21 protein-coding genes are annotated in these 21,026 nt (G+C 62.7%); 17 read left to right on the forward strand and 4 right to left on the reverse strand.

The genetic code is table 11. From position 1 onward, the window contains the following. Window positions 1-397: 397 nt before the first annotated feature. Complete coding sequence (locus KKP04_RS12275) at window positions 398-607, reverse strand: cold-shock protein (RefSeq protein WP_037239553.1); 210 nt, start codon at window positions 605-607, stop codon at window positions 398-400. Between the two features lie 665 nt (window positions 608-1,272). Here KKP04_RS12275 and KKP04_RS12280 point away from each other — a divergent pair. Next, window positions 1,273-1,896 carry a DUF2076 domain-containing protein gene (locus tag KKP04_RS12280; RefSeq protein ID WP_215031659.1) on the forward strand — a complete coding sequence of 208 codons (624 nt, stop codon included), beginning with the start codon at window positions 1,273-1,275 and terminating at the stop codon, window positions 1,894-1,896. 78 nt (window positions 1,897-1,974) lie between these two features. On the opposite strand, the gene KKP04_RS12285 is transcribed toward KKP04_RS12280, so the two are convergent. Beyond that, window positions 1,975-2,286: a 4a-hydroxytetrahydrobiopterin dehydratase gene (locus tag KKP04_RS12285; RefSeq protein ID WP_215031662.1), complete on the reverse strand. Its 312-nt coding sequence runs from the start codon at window positions 2,284-2,286 to the stop codon at window positions 1,975-1,977. A 282-nt stretch (window positions 2,287-2,568) separates the two neighbouring features. Between KKP04_RS12285 and hisC the strand changes: the two genes are divergently transcribed. The 6 genes from hisC to rlmH all read left to right on the forward strand — a co-directional run bounded on the left by hisC (window position 2,569) and on the right by rlmH (window position 7,139). After that, window positions 2,569-3,669: a histidinol-phosphate transaminase gene (hisC, locus tag KKP04_RS12290; protein WP_215031666.1), complete on the forward strand. Its 1,101-nt coding sequence runs from the start codon at window positions 2,569-2,571 to the stop codon at window positions 3,667-3,669. Further along, complete coding sequence (locus KKP04_RS12295) at window positions 3,666-4,598, forward strand: prephenate/arogenate dehydrogenase family protein (protein WP_215031669.1); 933 nt, start codon at window positions 3,666-3,668, stop codon at window positions 4,596-4,598. The genes hisC and KKP04_RS12295 overlap by 4 nt, the downstream gene beginning before the upstream one ends. A 100-nt stretch (window positions 4,599-4,698) precedes the next feature. Beyond that, on the forward strand, window positions 4,699-5,370 hold the full coding sequence (locus KKP04_RS12300; RefSeq protein WP_215031673.1) for a gamma-glutamylcyclotransferase: 672 nt from the start codon (window positions 4,699-4,701) through the stop codon (window positions 5,368-5,370). A 12-nt stretch (window positions 5,371-5,382) separates the two neighbouring features. After that, window positions 5,383-6,072, forward strand: a complete 690-nt coding sequence (locus KKP04_RS12305; RefSeq protein ID WP_215031676.1) for a TetR family transcriptional regulator — start codon at window positions 5,383-5,385, stop codon at window positions 6,070-6,072. A gap of 137 nt (window positions 6,073-6,209) precedes the next feature. Next, on the forward strand, window positions 6,210-6,629 hold the full coding sequence (rsfS, locus tag KKP04_RS12310) for a ribosome silencing factor (RefSeq protein WP_251134085.1): 420 nt from the start codon (window positions 6,210-6,212) through the stop codon (window positions 6,627-6,629). Window positions 6,630-6,662: 33 nt separating this feature from the next. Beyond that, window positions 6,663-7,139, forward strand: a complete 477-nt coding sequence (rlmH, locus tag KKP04_RS12315; protein WP_215031679.1) for a 23S rRNA (pseudouridine(1915)-N(3))-methyltransferase RlmH — start codon at window positions 6,663-6,665, stop codon at window positions 7,137-7,139. 15 nt (window positions 7,140-7,154) lie between these two features. On the opposite strand, the gene KKP04_RS12320 is transcribed toward rlmH, so the two are convergent. Then, window positions 7,155-8,255 (reverse strand): glycosyltransferase family 4 protein, encoded by a 1,101-nt coding sequence (locus KKP04_RS12320; protein WP_215031682.1) that lies wholly within the window; start codon window positions 8,253-8,255, stop codon window positions 7,155-7,157. Between the two features lie 286 nt (window positions 8,256-8,541). Between KKP04_RS12320 and KKP04_RS12325 the strand changes: the two genes are divergently transcribed. The 4 genes from KKP04_RS12325 (at window position 8,542) to KKP04_RS12340 (ending at window position 11,637) form a co-directional block, all read left to right on the forward strand. Continuing rightward, entirely contained in the window at window positions 8,542-9,045 is a 504-nt protein-coding gene (locus tag KKP04_RS12325; RefSeq protein WP_215031685.1) for a Fur family transcriptional regulator, read from the forward strand. Continuing rightward, window positions 9,039-9,842, forward strand: a complete 804-nt coding sequence (locus KKP04_RS12330; RefSeq protein WP_215031688.1) for an ATP-binding cassette domain-containing protein — start codon at window positions 9,039-9,041, stop codon at window positions 9,840-9,842. The genes KKP04_RS12325 and KKP04_RS12330 overlap by 7 nt, the downstream gene beginning before the upstream one ends. Before the next feature lies 1 nt (window position 9,843). After that, window positions 9,844-10,641, forward strand: coding sequence for a metal ABC transporter permease (locus tag KKP04_RS12335; RefSeq protein WP_215031691.1), 798 nt, complete (start codon window positions 9,844-9,846; stop codon window positions 10,639-10,641). Window positions 10,642-10,749: 108 nt separating this feature from the next. Beyond that, complete coding sequence (locus tag KKP04_RS12340) at window positions 10,750-11,637, forward strand: hypothetical protein (RefSeq protein ID WP_215031696.1); 888 nt, start codon at window positions 10,750-10,752, stop codon at window positions 11,635-11,637. Between the two features lie 7 nt (window positions 11,638-11,644). Here the strand turns inward: KKP04_RS12340 and KKP04_RS12345 are convergent, their stop codons facing one another. After that, the gene (locus KKP04_RS12345; RefSeq protein ID WP_215031699.1) at window positions 11,645-12,136 is read right to left on the reverse strand and encodes a hypothetical protein; all 492 of its coding nucleotides are present in this window, start codon (window positions 12,134-12,136) and stop codon (window positions 11,645-11,647) included. A gap of 214 nt (window positions 12,137-12,350) precedes the next feature. Here KKP04_RS12345 and ispG point away from each other — a divergent pair, with 214 nt between their 5' ends. The 6 genes from ispG (at window position 12,351) to KKP04_RS12375 (ending at window position 20,973) form a co-directional block, all read left to right on the forward strand. Beyond that, on the forward strand, window positions 12,351-13,616 hold the full coding sequence (ispG, locus tag KKP04_RS12350) for a flavodoxin-dependent (E)-4-hydroxy-3-methylbut-2-enyl-diphosphate synthase (RefSeq protein WP_215031701.1): 1,266 nt from the start codon (window positions 12,351-12,353) through the stop codon (window positions 13,614-13,616). A 318-nt stretch (window positions 13,617-13,934) separates the two neighbouring features. Beyond that, window positions 13,935-15,242 carry a crotonyl-CoA carboxylase/reductase gene (gene ccrA / locus KKP04_RS12355; protein WP_215031703.1) on the forward strand — a complete coding sequence of 436 codons (1,308 nt, stop codon included), beginning with the start codon at window positions 13,935-13,937 and terminating at the stop codon, window positions 15,240-15,242. A 53-nt stretch (window positions 15,243-15,295) separates the two neighbouring features. Next, the gene (locus tag KKP04_RS12360) at window positions 15,296-16,945 is read left to right on the forward strand and encodes a hypothetical protein (protein WP_215031705.1); all 1,650 of its coding nucleotides are present in this window, start codon (window positions 15,296-15,298) and stop codon (window positions 16,943-16,945) included. A 345-nt stretch (window positions 16,946-17,290) separates the two neighbouring features. Further along, window positions 17,291-18,964, forward strand: a complete 1,674-nt coding sequence (locus KKP04_RS12365; RefSeq protein WP_215031707.1) for an acyl-CoA dehydrogenase family protein — start codon at window positions 17,291-17,293, stop codon at window positions 18,962-18,964. Between the two features lie 344 nt (window positions 18,965-19,308). Further along, window positions 19,309-19,932: a ParB-like protein gene (locus KKP04_RS12370; protein WP_371818790.1), complete on the forward strand. Its 624-nt coding sequence runs from the start codon at window positions 19,309-19,311 to the stop codon at window positions 19,930-19,932. 108 nt (window positions 19,933-20,040) lie between these two features. Beyond that, window positions 20,041-20,973 carry an EamA family transporter gene (locus KKP04_RS12375; RefSeq protein WP_215031708.1) on the forward strand — a complete coding sequence of 311 codons (933 nt, stop codon included), beginning with the start codon at window positions 20,041-20,043 and terminating at the stop codon, window positions 20,971-20,973. Window positions 20,974-21,026 lie beyond the last annotated feature (53 nt).

Here is a 21,026-nt window from a genome sequence, read left to right on the forward strand (position 1 = left end):
CCAGCCGCATGGAGGAAAATTAAACGTCTGATTTGGAGATTGACCCAATGCTGAACCCGTTGCCAATCTGGAACCGATGATGTCCCCCATGCAAACAAGATGCCGAAACCCGCGCATTCCCGCCCGACGCTTAAATAATAAGCATCGGCAAGGCGCTTGAAAAGCACTACCTTTGGGAGAGATGGAATAAGGCACGCACGCCCGGTCAAAAACGACGCCGTGGTTAAGGCATGCTAGTGGAGCGGATTTGACATTTGAGTCCCGGTTTTGCTTGCGAGGGTGCTGCAAACAGATGCAAATGTCGGTATCGGACCACTGCCGCGTTCAGAAGCTCAAGCGCGCCGAAAAGGACAAAAAAAGAGCGCGGTCTCCCGCGCTCTCGAAAAAAAACCGCTGTTTACGCGACCTGCAGATTGCCCGCAGAGGTCTTGCCGGTACGGCGGTCGGTCTGGATTTCGAACGAAACCTTCTGGCCTTCAACGAGACCACGGAGGCCGGCGCGCTCAAGGGCGCTGACGTGCACGAACACATCCTTGCCGCCGTCATCGGGCTGAATGAAGCCGTAGCCTTTTTGGCTGTTGTACCATTTCACGACGCCCATATTCATGGGGAAGTCCTTTCGCTAGATAGAAATTTGCCACGCAGCCGAAGCGGCGCGACGGTAGTCGACGGGTGGAGAGGTAGGAACACGTGGCCTAGCGCGAAAGGCGAGGCGAAACGGCCCAAATCGTCCGGCCAAATCGATAGGGCGAATATAAGAAATCACGCGATTGGAAGCAACCGCTATCGCGTGCTTTTTCCAGCGTGTCCTCAAATAAATACAATTGACATCGATAAATATCGATCGGCAACAGCGAAAAGAACAGTCACGAAATTGTAATAATTCTCGCTCCAGGTTGTAGTCGAGCAAATCGCGTCGGTGAGAACAGGTCCAGTGAGCGTGTCGCCGTAGAGGCGCCTTGCCGAAAGGGATCCCATAGGTGCGACTGCCTCAAAATGAGGCGTTTCTGCCGGGCAGGGAATTCGCCCGCACCGGGCCAACGCCCGAGGAACGTTGCGCGACGAAAGTCGGCTCCAGCCAAGGTCGGAAAACCGCCCGAACATCTTCATCAAATTTTCGCGGTTTTGCCATCTTTCACGGCGCCAGTGAACTCCTATCTGACACCAGAATCGCCTCTCGAACGAAGGGAGGCGGCGCGAGAGGCGGCAGGGCAACGGTTCCGCAGGGGGATCGATCCGCAGGCGTTTCGCACCAAACCGGAGGCACACTCGATGACACCCGAAGAACAGCGTCTTCTTGGCGATCTCGCCCAGCGCGTGCGTAGCGTACCCCCGCAGCAGAAAGACCCCGAGGCGGAAGAGTTTCTGCGCCGTCTCGCTCAGGAGCGCCCGGAGACGGTTTACATCCTCGCCCAAACCGTGATCATGCAGGAATTCGCGCTGAAAAACGCGGAAGCGCAGATGCAGGATTTGCAGCGGCAGGCGGCCGAGGCGTCCGCACCGCGTCAGTCCGGCGGCTTCCTTGGCGGCCTTTTCGGCGGTGGCGCGCAGCCTCAACAGCCGCAGGCGCGTAACCCGTGGGGCGCGCCCCAGCAGCAGGGCTATGGCCAGCAGCCGCCCTATCAGGGTGGCCCGGCTATGCAGCCCCAGCAGCAGGGCGGGTTCCTGCGCAACGCGGCCACGACGGCGGTCGGCGTAGCGGGCGGCGCGTTGCTGTTCTCGGGCATCAGTTCGATGTTCGGAAGCGACAGCGCTGTGACGCAGGCTGCTGCCGCTGCCAATCCCGAAGCGGCGGCCGACGCCGGCGAAAGCTTCCCGCAGTCCGACTATGCCGATAACAGCGGCGGCGGCGACGACAGTTGGGGCTTCGGCGACGACGGCGGCGACTTCGCCTGATCCGCAACATTGCGAAAGCGACAACACGAGGCCGGGCATCGCCCGGCCTTTTTTGTTTGGCGCCCGTCCGAATCGCCCTCACTCGCCCAGAATGCGATTGCCGTCCTTCCAGCCCACGAGCGCCTCGACCTTCGCCGCCAGCTCGAAATCCTTGTCGGTTATGCCGTCCGCGTCGTGCGTGCGCAGCCTGAGTTCCACCGACGAAAACGAAACCAGCAGGTCGGGATGATGCCACGCCGTCTCGGCCAGATAGCCGATGGCGTTGACGAGCATCATCGTCGCTTTCCAGTTCTTCGTCTTGTAGGTGCGGCGCAGATAGCCGTGGGCGTGCGTCCAGTTCGGCAGCTCCGCCTTGAGCCGCGCCGCGATTGTCTGGTCGTCATAAGTCATGCGAATCACCTCGAAACTGCGTTCCGGCGTCACTCTTCGCCGCACCCGGCTTGCCGATCTTGAGACAGGCGGGATGCCCAAACGGCGATAGCCCCGGGCACCTGAATGATATCCCATCCCGGCCGTGCCTGTATTGGGACGCCGTTTTGCGCGCCCCGTCTCCAGCGTCTCGCCCGCCCCTCATCGCAACGATTTGAAGCGGGCCTGCCTCCGCATATTGTCCAGCGCCGCAAGTTGGGTCTATAAGCGCGCATCACAACGCCCCTTCCAAGGAGAAAACAGGTGGTTCGCGGAGAGGCTCCAAGCCCCCGGTCCGGCGTGCTCGCCATCGATCCGTATGTTCCGGGTCGGTCGAAGCTCGCGGGCGCGGGTCCGGTCATCAAGCTGTCGTCGAATGAAACGCCGCTCGGCCCCTCGCCGCACGCGGTCGAAGCCTATCGCGCCGCAGCGAGCCATCTCGACCGCTATCCCGACGGCGCCTGCACGGCGCTTCGCGAGGCCATCGGCGCGGCCTACGGGCTGAATCCGGCGCACATTGTCTGCGGGAACGGTTCTGACGAGTTGTTCCACCTTCTGGCGCAGGCCTATCTCGGCCCCGGCGACGAGGCGATCTACACCGAGCATGGCTTTCTCGTTTACCGAATCGCGATTCTCGCGGCGGGCGCGGAACCGGTCGTCGCGCCGGAGAAAAACCTCACCGCGAGCATCGAATCGATTCTCGAACGCGTGACGCCCCGAACGAAGGCCGTGTTCATCGCGAATCCGAACAACCCGACCGGCACCTATCTGCCGCATCAGGAGGTGCGCCGCCTTCGCGCCGCTCTGCCGGAAAACGTGCTGCTCGTTCTCGACGGCGCTTATGCCGAATATGTGAATCGCAACGATTACGAAGCTGGCATCGAGATGGTGGCGACCACGCCGAACACCATCATGACGCGCACGTTCTCGAAGATTTTCGGTCTCGCGGCCGCGCGTGTCGGCTGGGCCTACGCGCCTGCGGCTATCGCGGACGCGCTGAACCGCATTCGCAGCCCGTTCAACCTCGCGCAGCCCTCGATGGATGCGGCGATTGCAGCGCTCGCCGACAAGGATCATCTGGAGAACGCCAAGACGCACAACAACACGTGGCGCGACATCGTCACGCTTGAGCTTCGAAAGATGGGTTACGACGTGCGGGCCAGCGCGGGCAATTTCGTGCTCATCCCGTTCGGCTTCGAGCCGGGCCGCACCGCGCAGGACGCCGACGCTTTCCTGAACGAGCGGCGCATCATTCTGCGTCAGGTCGGCGCGTACAAGCTGCCGCATGCCCTGCGCATGACCATCGGTCTCGAAGAGGAGAACTACACCGTGCTCGAAGCGCTGCACGAGTTCACCGAACGATGACGGACGCGCCCATGTTCGAGCGTGTCGCGCTGATCGGCGTGGGCCTCATCGGTTCGTCGTTGAGCCACGCGATGCGCCGCGCCAAACTCGCGCGCACGATTGCGGCAGCGGCGCGCACCGAAGCCACGCGTGAGACCGTGCGCCGCCTGCGTCTCGCGGACGAGGTCTTCGAGCATGCCGCAGACGCGGTCAAGGGCGCGGATCTGGTGATCCTCTGCACGCCGGTCGGCACGTTCGACGCGCTGGCGCAGGAAATCGCACCGCATCTGAAGGATGGCGCGATCCTCTCCGACGCGGGTTCCGTCAAGCAAGCGGTGGTGGACGCGGTCGCCCCGCACCTTCCGCCGCATGTGCATTTCATTCCCGGCCATCCCATCGCGGGCACGGAATTTTCCGGCCCCGAATCCGGCTTCGCGGAACTGTTCGACGAGCGCTGGACCATCCTCACGCCGCTGCCGGATGCGGACGAAGCCGCCGTGGCGAAGCTCAAGGCGTTCTGGGAAGCGTGCGGCGCGCATGTCGAACTCATGGAGCCGAGACATCACGACCTCGTGCTCGCCATCACCTCGCATCTGCCGCATCTGATCGCCTACAACATCGTGGGCACGGTGGCCGACCTCGAAGAAGAAAAAAAGAGCGAGGTCATCAAGTTTTCGGCGTCCGGTTTCCGCGACTTCACACGCATCGCCGCGTCCGACCCCACGATGTGGCGCGACATCTTCATCAACAACAAGGAAGCGGTGCTCGAAATTCTCGGCCGCTTCACGGAAGATCTCGCGGCCATGCAGCGTCATATCCGCTGGGGCGAGGGCGACAAGCTGTTCGACAAGTTCACGCGGACGCGCGCCGTTCGCCGCAGCATCATCGACGCGGGTCAGGAAAGCCCGGCGCCGAACTTCGGCCGCACGCCCCCGCCGAAGAAACCTTAGGCTCGGCTTCCCGACGTTTCGCGGAGCGGAAGTCTTTGCGCGCGGGGCTGCGGCAGTGTAAGAGGCGCGACTCGGGCATCCCGCCCGACGGATCGAGACTGTGGACCTCTGGATTTTCGGTTACGGCTCGCTGATGTGGCGGCCCGGCTTCGTTTTCGAGGACTCCTCGCGCGCGCTGCTCGAAGGCGCGCATCGCGAACTGTGCTGCTATTCCTTCATTCACAGGGGAACGAAATCGGTGCCGGGGCTGGTGCTCGGCCTCGACAAGGGCGGCCGGTGCGATGGCATGGCCTTCCGCGTTCCGCCGCGCCTCGACCTCGATACGCGTCACTATCTGAAGCGCCGCGAGAACATGAACAACGTTTACGCAGCCGTGAAGCGCCCGGTGAAGCTGCTCGACGGAAGCGGCCGCACGGTGCTCGCGCTGTGCTTTTTCATGAGGCGTCATCACCGGCAATATACCGGGCGCGTGCCGCTCGAAATGCAGGCGGCAATGGTAAGACGCAGCCGGGGCCGTGCCGGGCCGAACATCGATTACGTTGTGAATACCGTCCAGCATTTGCGGCAGCTCGGCGTCCACGATCCGCGGCTTGAACCGCTGATGGCGATGCTCGGGCATAGCGTGGCGAAGGACTGCATTCTCGGAGGAGACTGCTCGCCTGCGCGAAAAGGACCGGCTGTCGATGTCGCACGTCCGCTTGCGACGATCCCCTCATGGAAAAGCGGCATTGAACCCGCGCCGCTGGCACGCGATATCTCATCGTGTGATTGAGGAGGCGCGACCATGCTTGACGGATACACCCATCGCGACCGCATCATCAAGGCGGCGCTGAAGCTTGCCGAGACGCGGGGCTGGCGCGATCTGAGCTTAGGCGAGATCGCGGCGGAAGCGCAAATTCCGCTGATCGAGTTTCGGAAAGAATTTCAAAGCAAGGCGCAGATCCTCGCCGCCTTCGTCCGCGCGGTCGATCTGGCGGTGCTCGAAAAATTCCCCGCGCCCGGCCCCGATGTGGCGCGCGACCGCTTGTTCGACGTGCTGCTGACGCGCTTCGAGATCATGCAGCCCTACAAGCCCGCGATCCGCCGGATCGGTGAGGACGCCACGCCCGGCGAGGCGCTTCAGCAACTGCGCCCGGCGCTGAAGTCGCAATACTGGATGCTGGCGGCGGCGGGCCTTTCCGGCGAGGGCGGAACGGGGCTGGTCCGTGTGCAGGGCCTGCTCGGCATCTACGGGCGCGTCTTCCGCGTGTGGGTCGACGACGACGATCCCGGCCTCGCCAAGACCATGGCGGCGCTCGACAAGCGCTTGCGGCGCGGCGAGTCCATCATGCACGGGTTCGAGCGCTTCCGCGACGGCGCGGAGAGTCTGCTGCGCGGCTTCGGCGGGCGACGCAAGCAAAGGGCGGAGCCTCAACCGGAGCCGGCCACCCCGGACGCCGGCATTCCGCCCGCCGCGCCGGCGCAACCGGCATGATAACCGACGCGCCCTTCGCTCGCCGGTAGCGTCGCGCCGCCCAATTATCCGAGGCTGTCTTGAAAATTCGACAAATCTGATGCACATTACGGACTCGGAATGCCCTGCACTCTGACTGGAGCATTTGTAGAAGGGTTTTGAAGCTGACGCCAAACGCGCAGAAACAGGAGTTCACAGAACTCCGCCCGCGCCACGCCAATAGCGCCGTCGCGGTTCCCGCATCCCTCGCCCATCTCGTCGTGGACGCGCTTGAGGACGCCAAGGCTGTCGACATCGTCACAATCGACGTCGAGGGCAAGACTTCAATCGCCGATTTCATGATCGTGGCTTCGGGACGTTCACAACGTCATGTGGGCGCCATCGCGGACCAGCTCATGGATAAGTTGAAGGAAGCGGGCGTCCGCGATACACGTGTCGAAGGGATGCCTCTCTGCGACTGGGTTCTTATCGATGCGGGCGACGTTATCGTTCATGTGTTCCGTCCGGAAGCGCGCGAATTCTATAACATTGAGAAGATGTGGACCTCGGACCGGCCGCAACGCGACGCTGCCGACTAAAATCGGGTTCTGCTCCTATCGGCGGGCGGCCGGATGAAAATATCCATCCTGGCCGTCGGCCGCCTCAAGAACGGTGCCGAGCAGACGCAGTTCAACCGCTATTTCGATCTGTTCAACGCGTCCGCGCGCAACCTCGCCATGGGGCCTATGGCGGTTTTCGAGACCGGCGAAGGGCGCAGCGAAAGCGTGGCGGAACGCAAGGAAGCCGAGGCGCACGAACTTCTCAAGCGTATCGGCGGCGCGCGGCTCGTAGCGCTCGACGAAAGCGGCCAGTCTCTCACCTCATACGAATTCACGGCGATGGTTTCGCGGTTGCGCGATGAAGCGCTGGATGTGGCATTCGCCATCGGCGGGCCGGACGGGCATGGCGAGACGCTGAAAAGCGCCGCGCATTTCAAGCTGTCGCTCGGCAAGATGACGCTGCCGCACGGTCTCGTGCGCATCGTGCTGGCCGAGCAGCTTTACCGCGCGATGACGATCCTCCAGGGGCATCCGTACCATCGCGCCTGAGCAGCAGCTCGAACGTCAGATCGGAAGCCGCATGCCGAGATCGTGCCCGTTGATGCGGCGCGGATAATCGGTCTCTTGGCGCGCCTGCCCGATGAGAGATTGATAAATCTTGATATAGTCCTTCGCCATGCGCTCGGCGGTGAAACGGTTCTCGAACGCGGCGCGAACGCCTGCGCGGTCGAGGCCGGGAAGGCGCGAAACCGCTTTCACCGCTTCGTCGATGCTCTCGACCACGTACCCGCTCACGCCGTCGTCGACGACTTCCGATACGGAGCCGCAACGGAACGCGATTACCGGCGTGCCGCAGGCCATTGCCTCGATCATGACAAGGCCGAAAGGCTCGGGCCAGTCGATGGGGAAGAGGAGGGCGGCGGCATCACCGAGGAACGCGCCCTTTTGCTGCTCGTTGATCTCGCCGATATACTCGACGCCGGGCGTCGCCTTTATCATCGGCTCGATCTTTTCCCTCCAATACGCGTGATCGACCTTGTCGATCTTCGCCGCGATCTTGAGCGGCATGCCGGTGCGCGCGGCGATCTCGATTGCGCGGTCGGGCCTCTTCTCCGGGGATATCCGGCCGAGGAAAGCGAGGTACCCGCCCTTTGGCGCGGGCGAAAACGGAAGACGATCGCGCGGCAGCCCGTGATAGACGTTCCCTGCCCACCGCGCACAAGACGGCACCGGAATACGCTGATGATAGGAAATCGAGGAAAGCGGCACGTTTCGGAACGCCGAAAAGAACGGAGGCAGGTCGGGAAGATCGAGACGGCCGTGAAGGGTTGTCACGGTCTTGTTCGCGAAGGGCGAAATCATGGGGAATTGGATAAAATCAATGTGGAAATGGAGTATATCGAAGTCCCGCTCCCGTTTTCGAACATGTTCTAGCATAGCGATCTGATGAGGCAATGGATTTTGTACTTCCGAGTTGAGGCGAAGACCCATTTCACAGCAGGATACGAGTTCGGCCGTCGTCCTGGAATCGCCACTCGCAAATAGCGTTACTTCATGTCCTTGGCGAACAAGTTCTTCTGTCATATAATAAACAATTCGTTCAGTCCCGCCGTAAAATTGCGGTGGGCAGCTTTCAGAGAGAGGTGCAATTTGTGCGATTTTCATTTACGCAAGACTTTCCTTAATGGCGTTAAACCGCCCGTTTCACGGCTTTACATTCCAAACACGCGAATTTCGAAATGGGTCCGGCTGCGTTCCTGCTATCGCCCAAAATAAAGTCACTGTGGAGAGATGGCGCGAAAATAGGCAGGGCCGACCGAAAAAGCCGGAGACCATGCATCTCACCCCGCTCCGGGGGGTCATGCAGTCCTCGGAAACAGCTTCCGTCAGTGAAAGTCGGGGCGCATCCGTGTCGTTGCTTCTTTTACGTTATAACGTTACATCTTCTGGCATGAGCACGTCTTTCCCCGCCTTTCCGCCGCAGGATCACGACCATTGCGTCTGTCTGAACACAGCGCTCGGCCGCGCCAAGGCGCGTTGCCTCGAACAGGGCATCAAATGGACGGCATTGCGCGAGCAGGTTTTCCTTGAGGTGGCGACGAGCCACAAGCCGGTGAGCGCCTACGATCTGATCGATGTTCTGGCGAAGAGCGGCAAGCGCGTGGCTCCCGTTTCGATCTACCGAATTCTCGAGGTGCTTCAGTCGGCGGGCCTCGTTCATCGCCTCGAAAGCCGCAACGCGTTCTTTGCCTGCATGGCCGATCATGAATGCGCGGCGCATACGATCACGCTTGTCTGCGAGGATTGCGACCGCGTCATCGAGGCTGCCGCGCCGGATGCCTATCGCGCCATCGCGGCGGCGACGCAAGCAACCGGCTTCATGATACGGCGGACGGTCGTGGAGGTGAGCGGCCTGTGCGACGAGTGCGCGAGGAGAAGAGCGGCCACATGCTGACGCGCGCTGCCGATGGTGCCCATGATCGCACGGTGAGCGCGCCCGGCTCGGCGCTGGTGGCGGCGGAGCACGTCTCGATTTCCTTCCGCGGCAAACCTGTGCTTGAGAATGTCGGCGTCGCCGTGCATGAGGGCGAAATCGTCACGCTGATCGGGCCGAACGGCGCGGGCAAGACCACGCTCGCCCGCGTGCTGCTGGGCCTCGTCGCGCCAACCTCCGGCCGGGTGCTGCGCCGCGCCGGGCTAACCGTCGGCTATGTGCCGCAGCGCTTCCCGGTCGAGCGGATCATGCCGCTGTCCGTGCGGCGCTTCATGCATCTGAACGCCGCCATATCGAAAGAGCGCGCGCTCGAATGCCTCGCCGAGACGGGCGCGGCCTCGCTTGCCGACGCCCAGATGACCGACCTTTCCGGCGGCGAGTTTCAGCGCGTGCTGCTGGCCCGCGCGCTCGCCCGTGAACCCGATCTCCTCGTGCTCGACGAACCGGCCCGCGCCGTCGATTTCGCGGGCGCCGCGCAACTCTACGACCTCATCGCAAGCATCCGCGCGCGCCGCCGCTGCGGGGTGCTTCTCATCTCGCACGATTTGCATGTCGTGCTCGGCGCGAGCGACCGCGTCGTCTGCCTCAATCGCCATATCTGCTGCGAGGGCGTGCCGCAACACGTGGCCGCGCATCCCGAATATATGCGGCTGTTCGGCCCGGAGGCCGCCGCGAGCCTCGGCATCTACGGCCACCGCCACGATCACAGGCACACGCTTTCCGGCGACATTTGCGGCGGCGGCGGGGGCAAGGGCTGAGATGCTCGACGATTTCGAGACCCGCGCCGTGCTTGCCGGTTTGGGCGCGGCGGCGCTCGCCGCTCCGCTCGGCTGCTTCGTGGTGTGGCGGCGCATGGCCTATTTCGGCGAGACGGTGGCCTATTCCGGGCTGCTCGGCGTGGCGCTCGGCTTCCTGCTCGGCGTGGACCTGACGCTCGGCGTGATCGTGACCGCCGTCGCCATGGCGCTGCTGCTGTCGGGCCTGCAAACGCAACGCGCGATCCCTTACGACACGCTGCTCGGCATCCTCGCGCATGTCGCGCTGGCCTCCGGCCTCATCGCAGCGAATTTCGTGAGCGGCGCGCGGCTCGACCTGATGGGCTACCTTTTCGGCGATATCCTCGCCGTGTCGCGGGCCGACGTTTTCTGGATCTGGGGCGGCGCGGCGGCAGTACTCGCGGCGCTGGCGCTGTTGTGGCGTCCGCTTCTCGCGTTGACGGTGCATGAGGAACTCGCCGCCGCCGAGGGGGTGCGCGTGCGGCGCACAGAAACCGCGTTCATCCTGCTGATCGCCGTGACGGTGGCGCTCGCCATGAAGGTGATCGGCATCCTGTTGATCACGTCGCTGATGATCTTCCCGGCGGCGGTGGCGCGGCCCTTCGCGAAGACGCCCGAGCAGATGGCGGCGCTGGCGGCGCTGGCGGCGGCGGTGGCCGTGGCGGGCGGGCTGTTCCTGTCGCTGAAGCTCGACACGGCGGCGGGGCCGTCCATCGTGCTGGCGCTCGCGGCGCTATTCTTCGTTGCGGCGGTGCCTGCGCTTGCTTTGCGGGGGCGTTGATCTGTCGGGTTCAAGACGGGTTGGGAGCGGCCTTTTCGCGATTCAATCAAGCCAAGACATCTCCCCTGATCGACCGTTCGTAAGCATACTGAGGAGCGGGGGTACGGTATGAACGCTCCCGGCTGGCCATTCCGGGTAGCAAGTGGCTGGGGCGGACGAAATCTTTTGCTTCCAGCTGCGATTTTGCTAAGTTCGAGCTTGACCTTTGTTGCCATCGGAACCCGGCCGTCCTCGCGAACAAGAATTCATTTCAATCGGGATTTCCCTATGCGGTTTACCTGGTTCGGAACCCTGCTGATCGGATCCATTTCTGTTGCTGCATCACTGCTCGCCATCTACAAAGACCGCGACCTAATTCCCGAGTTTGCATGTTCTCTCGTCAGAGCCATTCATGAACCTCAGAGTTGCCGCCGACAAGTCGCCAGCACTGATGCGACGAAAACTGGGTCAAGCGACGCGGAACCAGAGACAAAACCGGCCAAGTTGACATCTGATAAATCTACAAACCAAGACCAGGAATCGATTAAAGATAACAAAACTCCGCAAGAGCTACGCATTAGACGACCAGATGAAAAAAAAGCATTACCAGAACAGAAGCCATCATCGCCTGCTAGCATCGCAAAACCTAATTATCGGATTTGCATTCTCACAAAGGACACAGAAAGGTGGCCGACCTTGGCCAATGATGCATCTCTCCGATTGGAGGAATTAGGTTTTACTACAGAAACAACCAACCCTTGTCATAAGGTTGACTACATAATATACTTCACCGATTTTATTGAGAATTTCAATGATCGCCGATTTTCAGAAAGAGACGGCTTTTTTGTATCGTCGGTTTCAGTGAAATTAGCACTCAGCGTAACTGATATCAAAAGTGGAAAAACTATCAAGGCCTCTGAAGTTATAGGCGTAAGCGCACCAACTGATGCATTCCCACCTCGAAGGAAAGCCCTTAACGAAGCGATTTCTCAAGTGGTCTCTGCGATTAGCAAATAAAAGCGCTCTATCTTTCTATAGAACCCACCAAATGTTCACCATTCATAATAATAACAAATTCTGTCACCCCTTCCGTTTCTCCTCCAAATGACTGAGTAAAAAGCACTGATTCGTCAGGAAACAGATCAATAGATTCCACTTCTTGGCAGCGGCCATCAAATAAGAAAAACTGAACTGATTCGTGATAAATTTTGAATTTATCTCTCAGTTTTGCGTAGAATGGAATCCCCTTCAAAGGGAATTGAATTCGGTAAGATTTATTTGTTAATACAAAGTTACACGTGATTAATTTGTCGCCGGAACGACAACCAAGGAGCCCTATGTCGACCTGGGTCGAAAAGTAAAGTGTGGAAATACTCGATATAACTTTTGCCTGTTCTGGGTGAGCACAAAGCCATTTTGGCTGATTGCCGGTGTTTTGGGCAGACACACCCACCATCATAGCGGCTGAAACACATATTGTTGCGCCAATGAGCCGAGCAAAAAAATTCTGCTTCATTACAACTGCCCCCTGAACCCGCGCGGGGTATTTAGCACAAAGGTAATTATCTGGCAACGTCGTCGCCGATTTCGAAAGGCGGTCGAGACGGTCCTTAACCCCAGGCGCAGCATCAAAACCTCACCACCCAGCCGCGCCAATTCGAACGCTGGCCTTCGCGCGGGTTTTCTCCTATGACCAAGGCAAAAGAAACCGGCGATCCGGAGAAGGACCCATGAGCGACACGCGTGAACCGAGGCGCATGACAACCGCAGTCAAGGTTGGGGGCGTGACCGTGGGCGGAGGCGCGCCGGTCGTTGTGCAGTCGATGACGAACACAGCCACCACCGATGTCGACGGCACCGTCGCGCAGGTCGCGGCCCTCGTGCGAGCGGGCTCGGAACTTGTGCGCGTCACCGTCGACCGCGACGAAGCCGCCGCCGCCGTGCCGCATATCCGCGACCGACTGCTCGCGCAGGGCATCGACGTGCCGCTCGTGGGCGACTTCCACTATATCGGCCACCGGCTCCTCGCCGATCACCCAGCCTGCGCCGAGGCGCTTGCGAAATACCGCATCAACCCCGGCAATGTCGGCTTCCGCGACAGCCGCGACGACCGCTTTTCCAGGATCATCGAGATCGCGCTCAAGCACGACAAGCCGGTGCGCATCGGCGTGAACTGGGGCAGCCTCGACCAGGATCTGCTGACCGCGATGATGGATGAGAACTCCCGCACCGCGAAGCCGAAGGAAGCGCGCGTGGTCATGCACGAGGCCATCGTCACCTCGGCGCTGAAAAGCGCGCAGCTCGCCGAAAGCCTCGGCATGGGCAAGGACAAGATCATCCTCTCTGCGAAGACCAGCGCGATTCAGGATCTGATCAGCGTTTATACGCTGCTTGCGGCGCGCTGCGACAATGCGCTGCACCTCGGCCTGACCGAAGCGGGCATGGGTTCAAAGGGCATCGTTGCGTCGGCGGCGGCGCTCGGCATCCTGCTTCAGAAGGGCATCGGCGACACGATCCGCGTTTCGCTGACGCCGGAGCCGGGCGGCGCCCGCACGAAGGAAGTCGAGGTCGCGCAGCAAATTCTGCAAACGATGGGCTTCCGCACCTTCGTGCCGATCGTGGCGGCATGCCCCGGCTGCGGTCGCACGACATCGACGCTGTTCCAGGAACTCGGGCAGAACATCGAGAAGCATCTGCATGAGAACATGGCGGAGTGGCGCAAAACCTATCCGGGCGTCGAAACGCTGAACGTGGCGGTCATGGGCTGCGTGGTGAACGGGCCGGGCGAGTCGAAGCACGCCGACATCGGTATTTCGCTGCCGGGAACGGGCGAGACCCCTGCTGCGCCGGTGTTCGTCGATGGCGAGCGGGTCGCCACCCTGCGCGGCCCGACGATGGCCGAAGACTTCATGGTGATGGTGCAGGAGTATATCGAGAAGCGCTTCGGCCAAGGCGCGCCGAAGGGCCAGCGGCTGCCGCTCAAGGCGGCGGAATAATCGCGATGTCGGCATGCGCCCGCCGGATCAGGCGGGCGTCTTTTTGCGCGGCTGGAAAGCATCGGGCGCTTGCACGTCGGCAAGGCGAAGCCGCCGCAGGTTGTAGCGCGGGCATTCCTTATTCACCCTGTCAATCAGGCCGGACTCGGTTCGAGGAACGAGATCCGGCCGCCGTCCGTTTCCGTCATGAGAGCTGACGGCGGCGCTCATGTGCGCGCACTCGACTTTTTACCAATATTGCCCTGCCAACAAAAAAGGATCATGCTGCACTGCAACCAAAGATAAGAACCTGCGGGTTGCCACTGCAAGGAGCAGAAAATGAGTGAGGTGATTGCGTTCAAGCAATCCGCGTCCTCCACGTCCGGGGAGGGCTTGAAGGATCTCTATGAAGTCGGCGAAATTCCGCCGCTCGGCCATGTCCCCGAGAAAATGTATGCGTGGGCGATCCGCCGCGAGCGCCATGGGCCGCCGGAAGACGCCATGCAGATGGAAGTCGTGCCGACGTGGCAGCTCGACAGCCACGACGTGCTCATCCTCGTCATGGCGGCAGGTGTCAATTACAATGGCATTTGGGCCGCGCTCGGCAAGCCGGTATCGACTTTCGATCAGCACAAGCAACCTTATCAAATCGCCGGCTCTGACGCCGCCGGCATCGTCTGGGCTGTCGGCTCGAAGGTGAAGCGCTGGAAGGTCGGCGACGAAGTCGTTGTGCATTGCAACCAGGATGACGGCGACGACGAGGAGTGTAACGGCGGCGATCCGATGTTCTCGCCCTCCCAGCGCATCTGGGGTTACGAGACCGCAGACGGGAGCTTCTCTCAGTTTGCCCGCGTGCAGGATCGCCAGCTCATGCCGCGGCCGAAGCATCTCACGTGGGAAGAGAGCGCCTGCTACACGCTGACGCTCGCCACCGCTTACCGCATGCTGTTTGGCCATCGCCCGCACGTGCTTCGCCCCGGCCATAATGTGCTCGTCTGGGGCGCGTCGGGCGGTCTCGGCTCCTTCGCGGTGCAATTGTGCGCCACCTCCGGTGCTAACGCGATCGGTGTGGTGTCGGAGGACGACAAGCGCGACTTCGTCATGCAGCTCGGCGCCAAGGGCATCATCAACCGCAAGGACTTCAAGTGCTGGGGCCAGTTGCCGAAGGTGAATACGCCGGAATATGCGGAGTGGTTCAAGGAAGTCCGCAAATTCGGCGCGGCGATATGGGAGCACACCGGCAAGGGTAACAACGTCGACTTCGTGTTCGAGCATCCGGGCGAGGCCACGATCCCCGTCTCTATTTTCATCGTTAAGCGTGGCGGCATGGTCGTCATCTGCGCGGGCACGACGGGCTTCAATCTGACGCTCGACGCGCGATATCTCTGGATGCATCAGAAGCGCTTGCAGGGTTCGCACTTCGCCAATTTGTTGCAGGCGAGCCAGGCTAACAAACTCATGATTGAGCGGCGAATTGACCCGTGCATGAGTGAAGTTTTTCCGTGGACCGACATACCGAAAGCGCATATGCGCATGTGGAAGAACGAGCATCGGCCGGGTAATATGGCGGTACTCGTCAGCGCTCCGCATACAGGTTTGCGTACATTCGAGGATGCGATCGAGGCATCCAAGGCGCGGTTCGGTTGACGGCCCGGCTTCGTTCTGACTCCGAGTCCACGGAAAACGAACTGGAGCCAGACATGACGCGAGCATCCGACGACCTACAAAAGGCGCTGAGCGGCCTCAAGGCGGCTGCTTGCGCCGAGCTTGGAGCGCAGGCCGAAGCGGCCACACGCGCCGTTCAAGACCTTGCCGACGCGATCGGGGCGAAAATCCCGCCCAGCGAAGGTTCGCCGTCGAGCTTCGCGTCGGCGCTCGAACTCGCGCGTCTTGCCGTCGAACTCGATCTGCAAGGCAACGCCTTTTATGTCGCCTCGAAGAAGCTCGATGCCGTGCGCGCTTTCCTGCCTGCGTCCGGCGACGATTCGTCAGCGGCGCCAGTAACGGCGAGCGAACCCGAACCCGCCCCCGCAGCCATTGAGGCGTCATCCACAGCCGACGCACCCGAACCTGCGCAGGATGAGAACACGCCGACCACTGCGGCCGAAGAGGCCGCGCCTTCCGAGCAGGCGACCGCCGAAGAAAAGGTCGTCGCCGTCGATTCTGGGTCGGACGAAAGCGTTGCGGCGGAATCCGCTTCCGGCGACACTTCGCCCGAGCGGGAGAGCGAGCAGCCCGCCGAAGCGCCTGCCGCGCAAATTTCGCCGGACGAAGTTGCGGTCGCGAGCTGGCAGCAGCTTCCGGAAGGACCGGGCTTCGATGAGCTTTCCACCGCTTCGAAGGCGCGCGTCGAGGACGCGGCGAAGAGCCACGGCATCGAAACCGTCCACCATCACGAAGCGCCCGCGCACCTGCATGAAAACGTCGCAACGGCAGAGGAAGCCGCTCCCGAGCCGGACAGCTTCGCGCCGGAGCCGCGCGGGGCGAGCTTCGACGATATCGCCGCAGAGGCGAAAGCGCGCGTCGAGGACGTTGCGACGGATCACGGCATCGAGACGGTGCAGAATCGCGACGCGCCGGCCCATCTGCACGACAACGCCGTGATCGCTCAGGATAACGAGCCGCAAGGTGAGGCGTCCGCATCCGAGCCGGAATCCGAGGGCGCACCGGCCTACGCACCCGCCGCCGATCCGAGCATCGAGGGTGTTCTTCAGGGCGGAGGGGCCGACGCGCTGGGCGAAGCTCATGCCCGGGTCGAGGAAATCGCCGAGCACCTAGAAAGCGCGCCAGCGGACGAGGCGAGCGAGCCGCAAGCGCATGCCGAGCATGCGGAAACGCCCGCAGGGATCGATGCGGATCATTCAGAGGCTGCCCAGGAACCGCAGCCTGAACCGCGGCCTGCCGCCGTTGAGACAGCGATGGATGAGCAGCCGGACGGCGCTCAGGCAGTGAACGCGGAGGCAGCAACCGCCGATACGGTTTCCGCGCGCGACGTAGCCGAGGCGACGCACGATCTCGGCTCGCCCGCCGAGGCGGCCGCGTCCGGGCCTGTTCAGGAGTATGGCGCGCGCGAGACGCCGACGGAGCCGCGGCCGGTGCCGGTATTCGAGGCCGCGACGCCGTCCGACGAGGCCGCCCCTGCGCAGCATCAGGAAGCCTCGCCACCTCAACCGACGGCGCACCCGCAACCCGTTCCGGTTTACGAGGCCGCGCCGCCTCGGGAGGCCGCTTCTGCCCAGCAGCAGGAAGCCGCGCCCGAAGCCGGGCCCGGTGAGCGACAAGCAAAGCCGCAGGAACAGAAGACGCTGTTCAGCCTGTGGCTCGACATGGTCTTCGGCAAGAAGAAATAGGCGGACCGAGCACCCACCCGGGGAAGCGTCCCGCTTCCCCGGGTTCTTTTTCCACCTCCACCGGCGCAGACATCCGGCACGCCGCCGCCGCGACAGTTACGTCGCAGCCTCAAGCCTGCGTTGCCGCCTGGACGAGCGGGTTTCGCCCTCTCCTTTCGCGCGCCGCTGCGTTTCTGATCCATCGGTTTCCGGCGGCTGCCCGGGCCGGCTCTCCCCTGCGTTTTAGTCACAATTGTAATTCTCTCTAAACGCGCATGGCCGGTATAAACTTAAGCGCAATTGTGCATCTGCGAAAACGCGCCAATGTGGGATAAATTCCAAGAACCGCATGAAAGGATAAGGCCGATGAGCCAGTCTTCCGCTCCCCTTGTGGCTCCGGACTTGCTTCAGCTCTGCGACGAGGCCGCCGCCAACGCCGACCGCTTGCTTGCCCGCGTCACCGATAATATCCGCGCCCGCGTCACGCAGGACGGCAAGCTCTCCAACGCGTTGATCGAGCGCGAGCAGCACGCCGCCCACGGGCTCGCATGGCTGGCAACCTACGCGCAGGCGCTCCGCCAGATGGCGGCCTACGCCCACCGCCTGACCGACGAAGGCCGCTTCGGCGAGACGGAAGCGCTCCTTACGCAGATCGGCGTCGGCGAATACGCGGCGCAGATTCTCGGCGGCATTCCGATGAGCCAGACCGAGATCATCCGCTTTCACGACCTCGACCTCGAACCGGCAGACCGCGACGCCTTCGCGTCGCCCGCCGTGGCCGCGCTCATCAAGGGCAATTCGCGGCAAGCCCGCGCGCGGCTCGTCGAACTCGTGGAGCAGGCGCAGGGCACGGGGCATTTCGGCGACGGCGGCCTCGACGAGACGCTCGAAGCGATGCGCGAGGAGATGCGCCGCTTCGTCGAAGCCGAGGTGAAGCCCTTCGCTCACGAATGGCACCTCAAGAACGAGTACATTCCGCTCGAAACCATCGACAAGATGAACGAGCTTGGCGTGTTCGGCCTCACCATCCCTGAGGAATTCGGCGGGCTTGGTCTCGGCAAGGAGGCGATGTGCGTCGTCTCCGAGGAGCTTTCGCGCGGATATATCGGCGTCGGCTCGCTCGGCACGCGCTCGGAGATCGCGGCGGAACTGATCCTCGGCGGCGGCACCCAAGAGCAGAAGGAAGAGTGGCTGCCGAAACTCGCCAGCGGCGAAGTGCTGCCGACGGCGGTCTTCACCGAGCCGAACACAGGCTCCGACCTCGCCTCGCTCAAGACGCGCGCGGTGCGCGAAGGCGAGGTGTACAAGATCACCGGTCAGAAGACGTGGATCACGCATCCCGTCCGCGCCGACCTCATGACCGTGCTGACGCGCACCAACCCGGCGGAACCCGGCTACAAGGGCCTTTCGATGTTCCTTGCGGAGAAGCCGCGCGGCACGGACGAAAGCCCGTTCCCCGCCGTCGGCATGAGCGGCGGCGAAATCGAGGTGCTCGGCTATCGCGGCATGAAGGAATACGAGCTTTCGTTCGATGAATTCGAGGTGCCGGTGTCCGGCCTGCTCGGCGGCGAGGAAGGCCAGGGCTTCAAGCAGCTCATGCAGACGTTCGAATCCGCGCGCGTGCAGACGGCGGCCCGCGCGGTCGGCGTGGCGCAGTCGGCGATGGATCTCGCGCTGCGTTATGCGACCGAGCGCGTGCAGTTCGGCAAGACGCTCATCAAATTCCCGCGCGTCTCCGACAAGATCGCGATGATGGCGGCCGAAACGATGATCGCGCGGCAGCTCACCTATTTCGCCGCGCGCGAGAAGGACGGCGGGCGTCGCTGCGACCTTGAAGCGGGCATGGCGAAGCTGCTCGGCGCGCGCGTGGCGTGGGCGGCGGCGGACAACGCCTTGCAGATCCACGGCGGCAACGGCTTCGCGCTCGAATATCCGGTGAGCCGCGTGCTGTGCGACGCGCGCATCCTCAACATCTTCGAGGGTGCGGCGGAGATTCAGGCGCAGGTGATCGCGCGGCGTCTCCTCGAACAGCGGAACTGACCGCTTCCGGTTGCACAACCAGTTTTCAGAAGGCTCCGGGAGCTTCTCGCCGCCGGAGCCTTCTCGTTTAAGGGCGGGCGGGTCGCGCGTCTCGCTTGCGTTCAATTTGCGAAAAACTGTCGCTACGGCGAAACCTGTCACGATCCTGTAATGCACCGGGCGCCTGCTGAAGGGGGTGGCCAGCTCGCGGCCGTATGGCTGTGTTGACGAAACCGCCTACCTCATTTGCCGCCGCCAGCGTAAGCTTTGCGCTACAGCCTCGTGCCGCGATCAGCTTTTCTGCGTCAAATCGAGGCCGGTTAAACGCAGGCTGATCTAGGCGACTTCGTCCATCGAGAGTGTGCATGCTCCTGCAAACCGTTCGCGCACCCCTCCTCCAGCCCATTCCGATTGCCGATCTTCGGCCCACGCAAATGACCATCGGGCGACGGGAAGTCGAACGCCGCGCGACCGAGCTTGACAAGATGGCGCGGGATGAGCGCCGCCGCTATCTGGCTCGGCATGCCATCCCCGTCGTGCAGGGGCCGAAAGAGCGGCTCTATGCGATAGACCGCCATCATCTGCTCGCTGCGCTTCTCCTGTCCGGCGCGCGCGCGGTGCCGACGATGCCGGTTTTCGATTTTCGCGACATCGACAACGGGGCGTTTTTCGAAGTCATGGACAGCCTCGGCCTGGTGCATCCGTTCGACGATGACGGGCATCGCCGCGACTATGACGACCTCCCGCCGAGAATCGCCGACATGACCGACGATCCTTTTCGCAGCCTGGCGGGCGCGTTGCGACGCAAGGGCGGGTACTCGAAGGACAGGACGCCGTTCAGCGAATTTCTCTGGGCCGATTTTCTGCGGCGGCGGATCGCGCGCGCCAAGGTGGAGACCCGGTTCGAGGCGGCGCTTGCCCCGGCTGTGGAGCTTGCGGGCCGCAGCGAGGCGCGGGGCCTGCCCGGCTGGCACGCGAGCGGCGCTTAAGGTCTGCCGTTATTCAGGCGGATTTCGCGCGGAACCTCGGAGCCGTTTTCCATTGCCTCATCGGCTCGCGGGCGGTATTCCCGCGCATCGCTCTCGGGATAAATTCCAATGCATGTGACGAGCGGCGGAAAAGCCACCGCCATCGGCCTCCTCGCCATTCCCCTATGGGCGCTGCTGCCCACGCTCACGGTCCTCGCGGGGGCGATCCCGCCGCTCGAACTGGTCGCGCTCACCTTCACCATCGGCGCGCTGGCGGGCTTCGTCTGGCTGGCGGCGAACGCACCCGCGCGGCGCGGCCTCGGCGCGCTCGGCTGGAAGCCGGTTGCGGTCGGCGTGACGGCGTTCTTCGTCGATCACTTCGCTTTCTTTCTCGCGATGCAGAACGCGCCTGCCGTGGAAGCAAGCCTCGTCAACTATCTGTGGCCCGTGCTGATCGTGCTGTTCTCGACCATGCTGCCCGCGCGCGCCTCGGCTGGGAAGCTGACCGTCTGGCATATCTCCGGCGTGTCGATGGCATTCGCCGGGGCCGCGCTCGCGATCACGGGCGGCGCGGCGTTGTCGCTCGGCGGCAACGCGTTCGGCTATGCGATGGCCGCGACGGCTGCGCTGACATGGTCGAGCTATTCGGTTCTGACGCGACTGTTTCGCGGCGTCCCCAGCGCGGCCGTTTCGATCTATTGCCTCGGCACGGCGATTCTGGCGTGGGGCGCGCATCTCGCGCTCGAAGACTTCGTGATGCCCGCGCCCGGCTTGCAGCTTTTCGCGATCCTGGCGCTTGGAGCCGGGCCGATCGGCCTCGCCTTCTATGTGTGGGACTATGGCTGCAAGCATGGCGACCTGCGCACGCTCGGCGTGCTGGCCTATTTTTCGCCGCTGCTGTCGACGGCTCTTCTGACCGCGACGGGGCTTGGCCCGTCGAAGCCCGCGCTCTGGGTGGCCGCGCTTCTCATCACCGGCGGCGCCATTCTGGCCAGCCGCGACGCGTTCCGCACAAGGCGGGGAGTGCGGCGCGCGCCTGCATCGAGATCAGCCTGCGTTTAATCGGACCTCGATTTGACGCAGAAAAGCTGATCGACAACAGAAACCTCCGGGCG

Source organism: Rhodomicrobium sp. Az07 (genome assembly GCF_018619475.1).
Classification (GTDB): Bacteria; Pseudomonadota; Alphaproteobacteria; order Rhizobiales; family Rhodomicrobiaceae; genus Rhodomicrobium.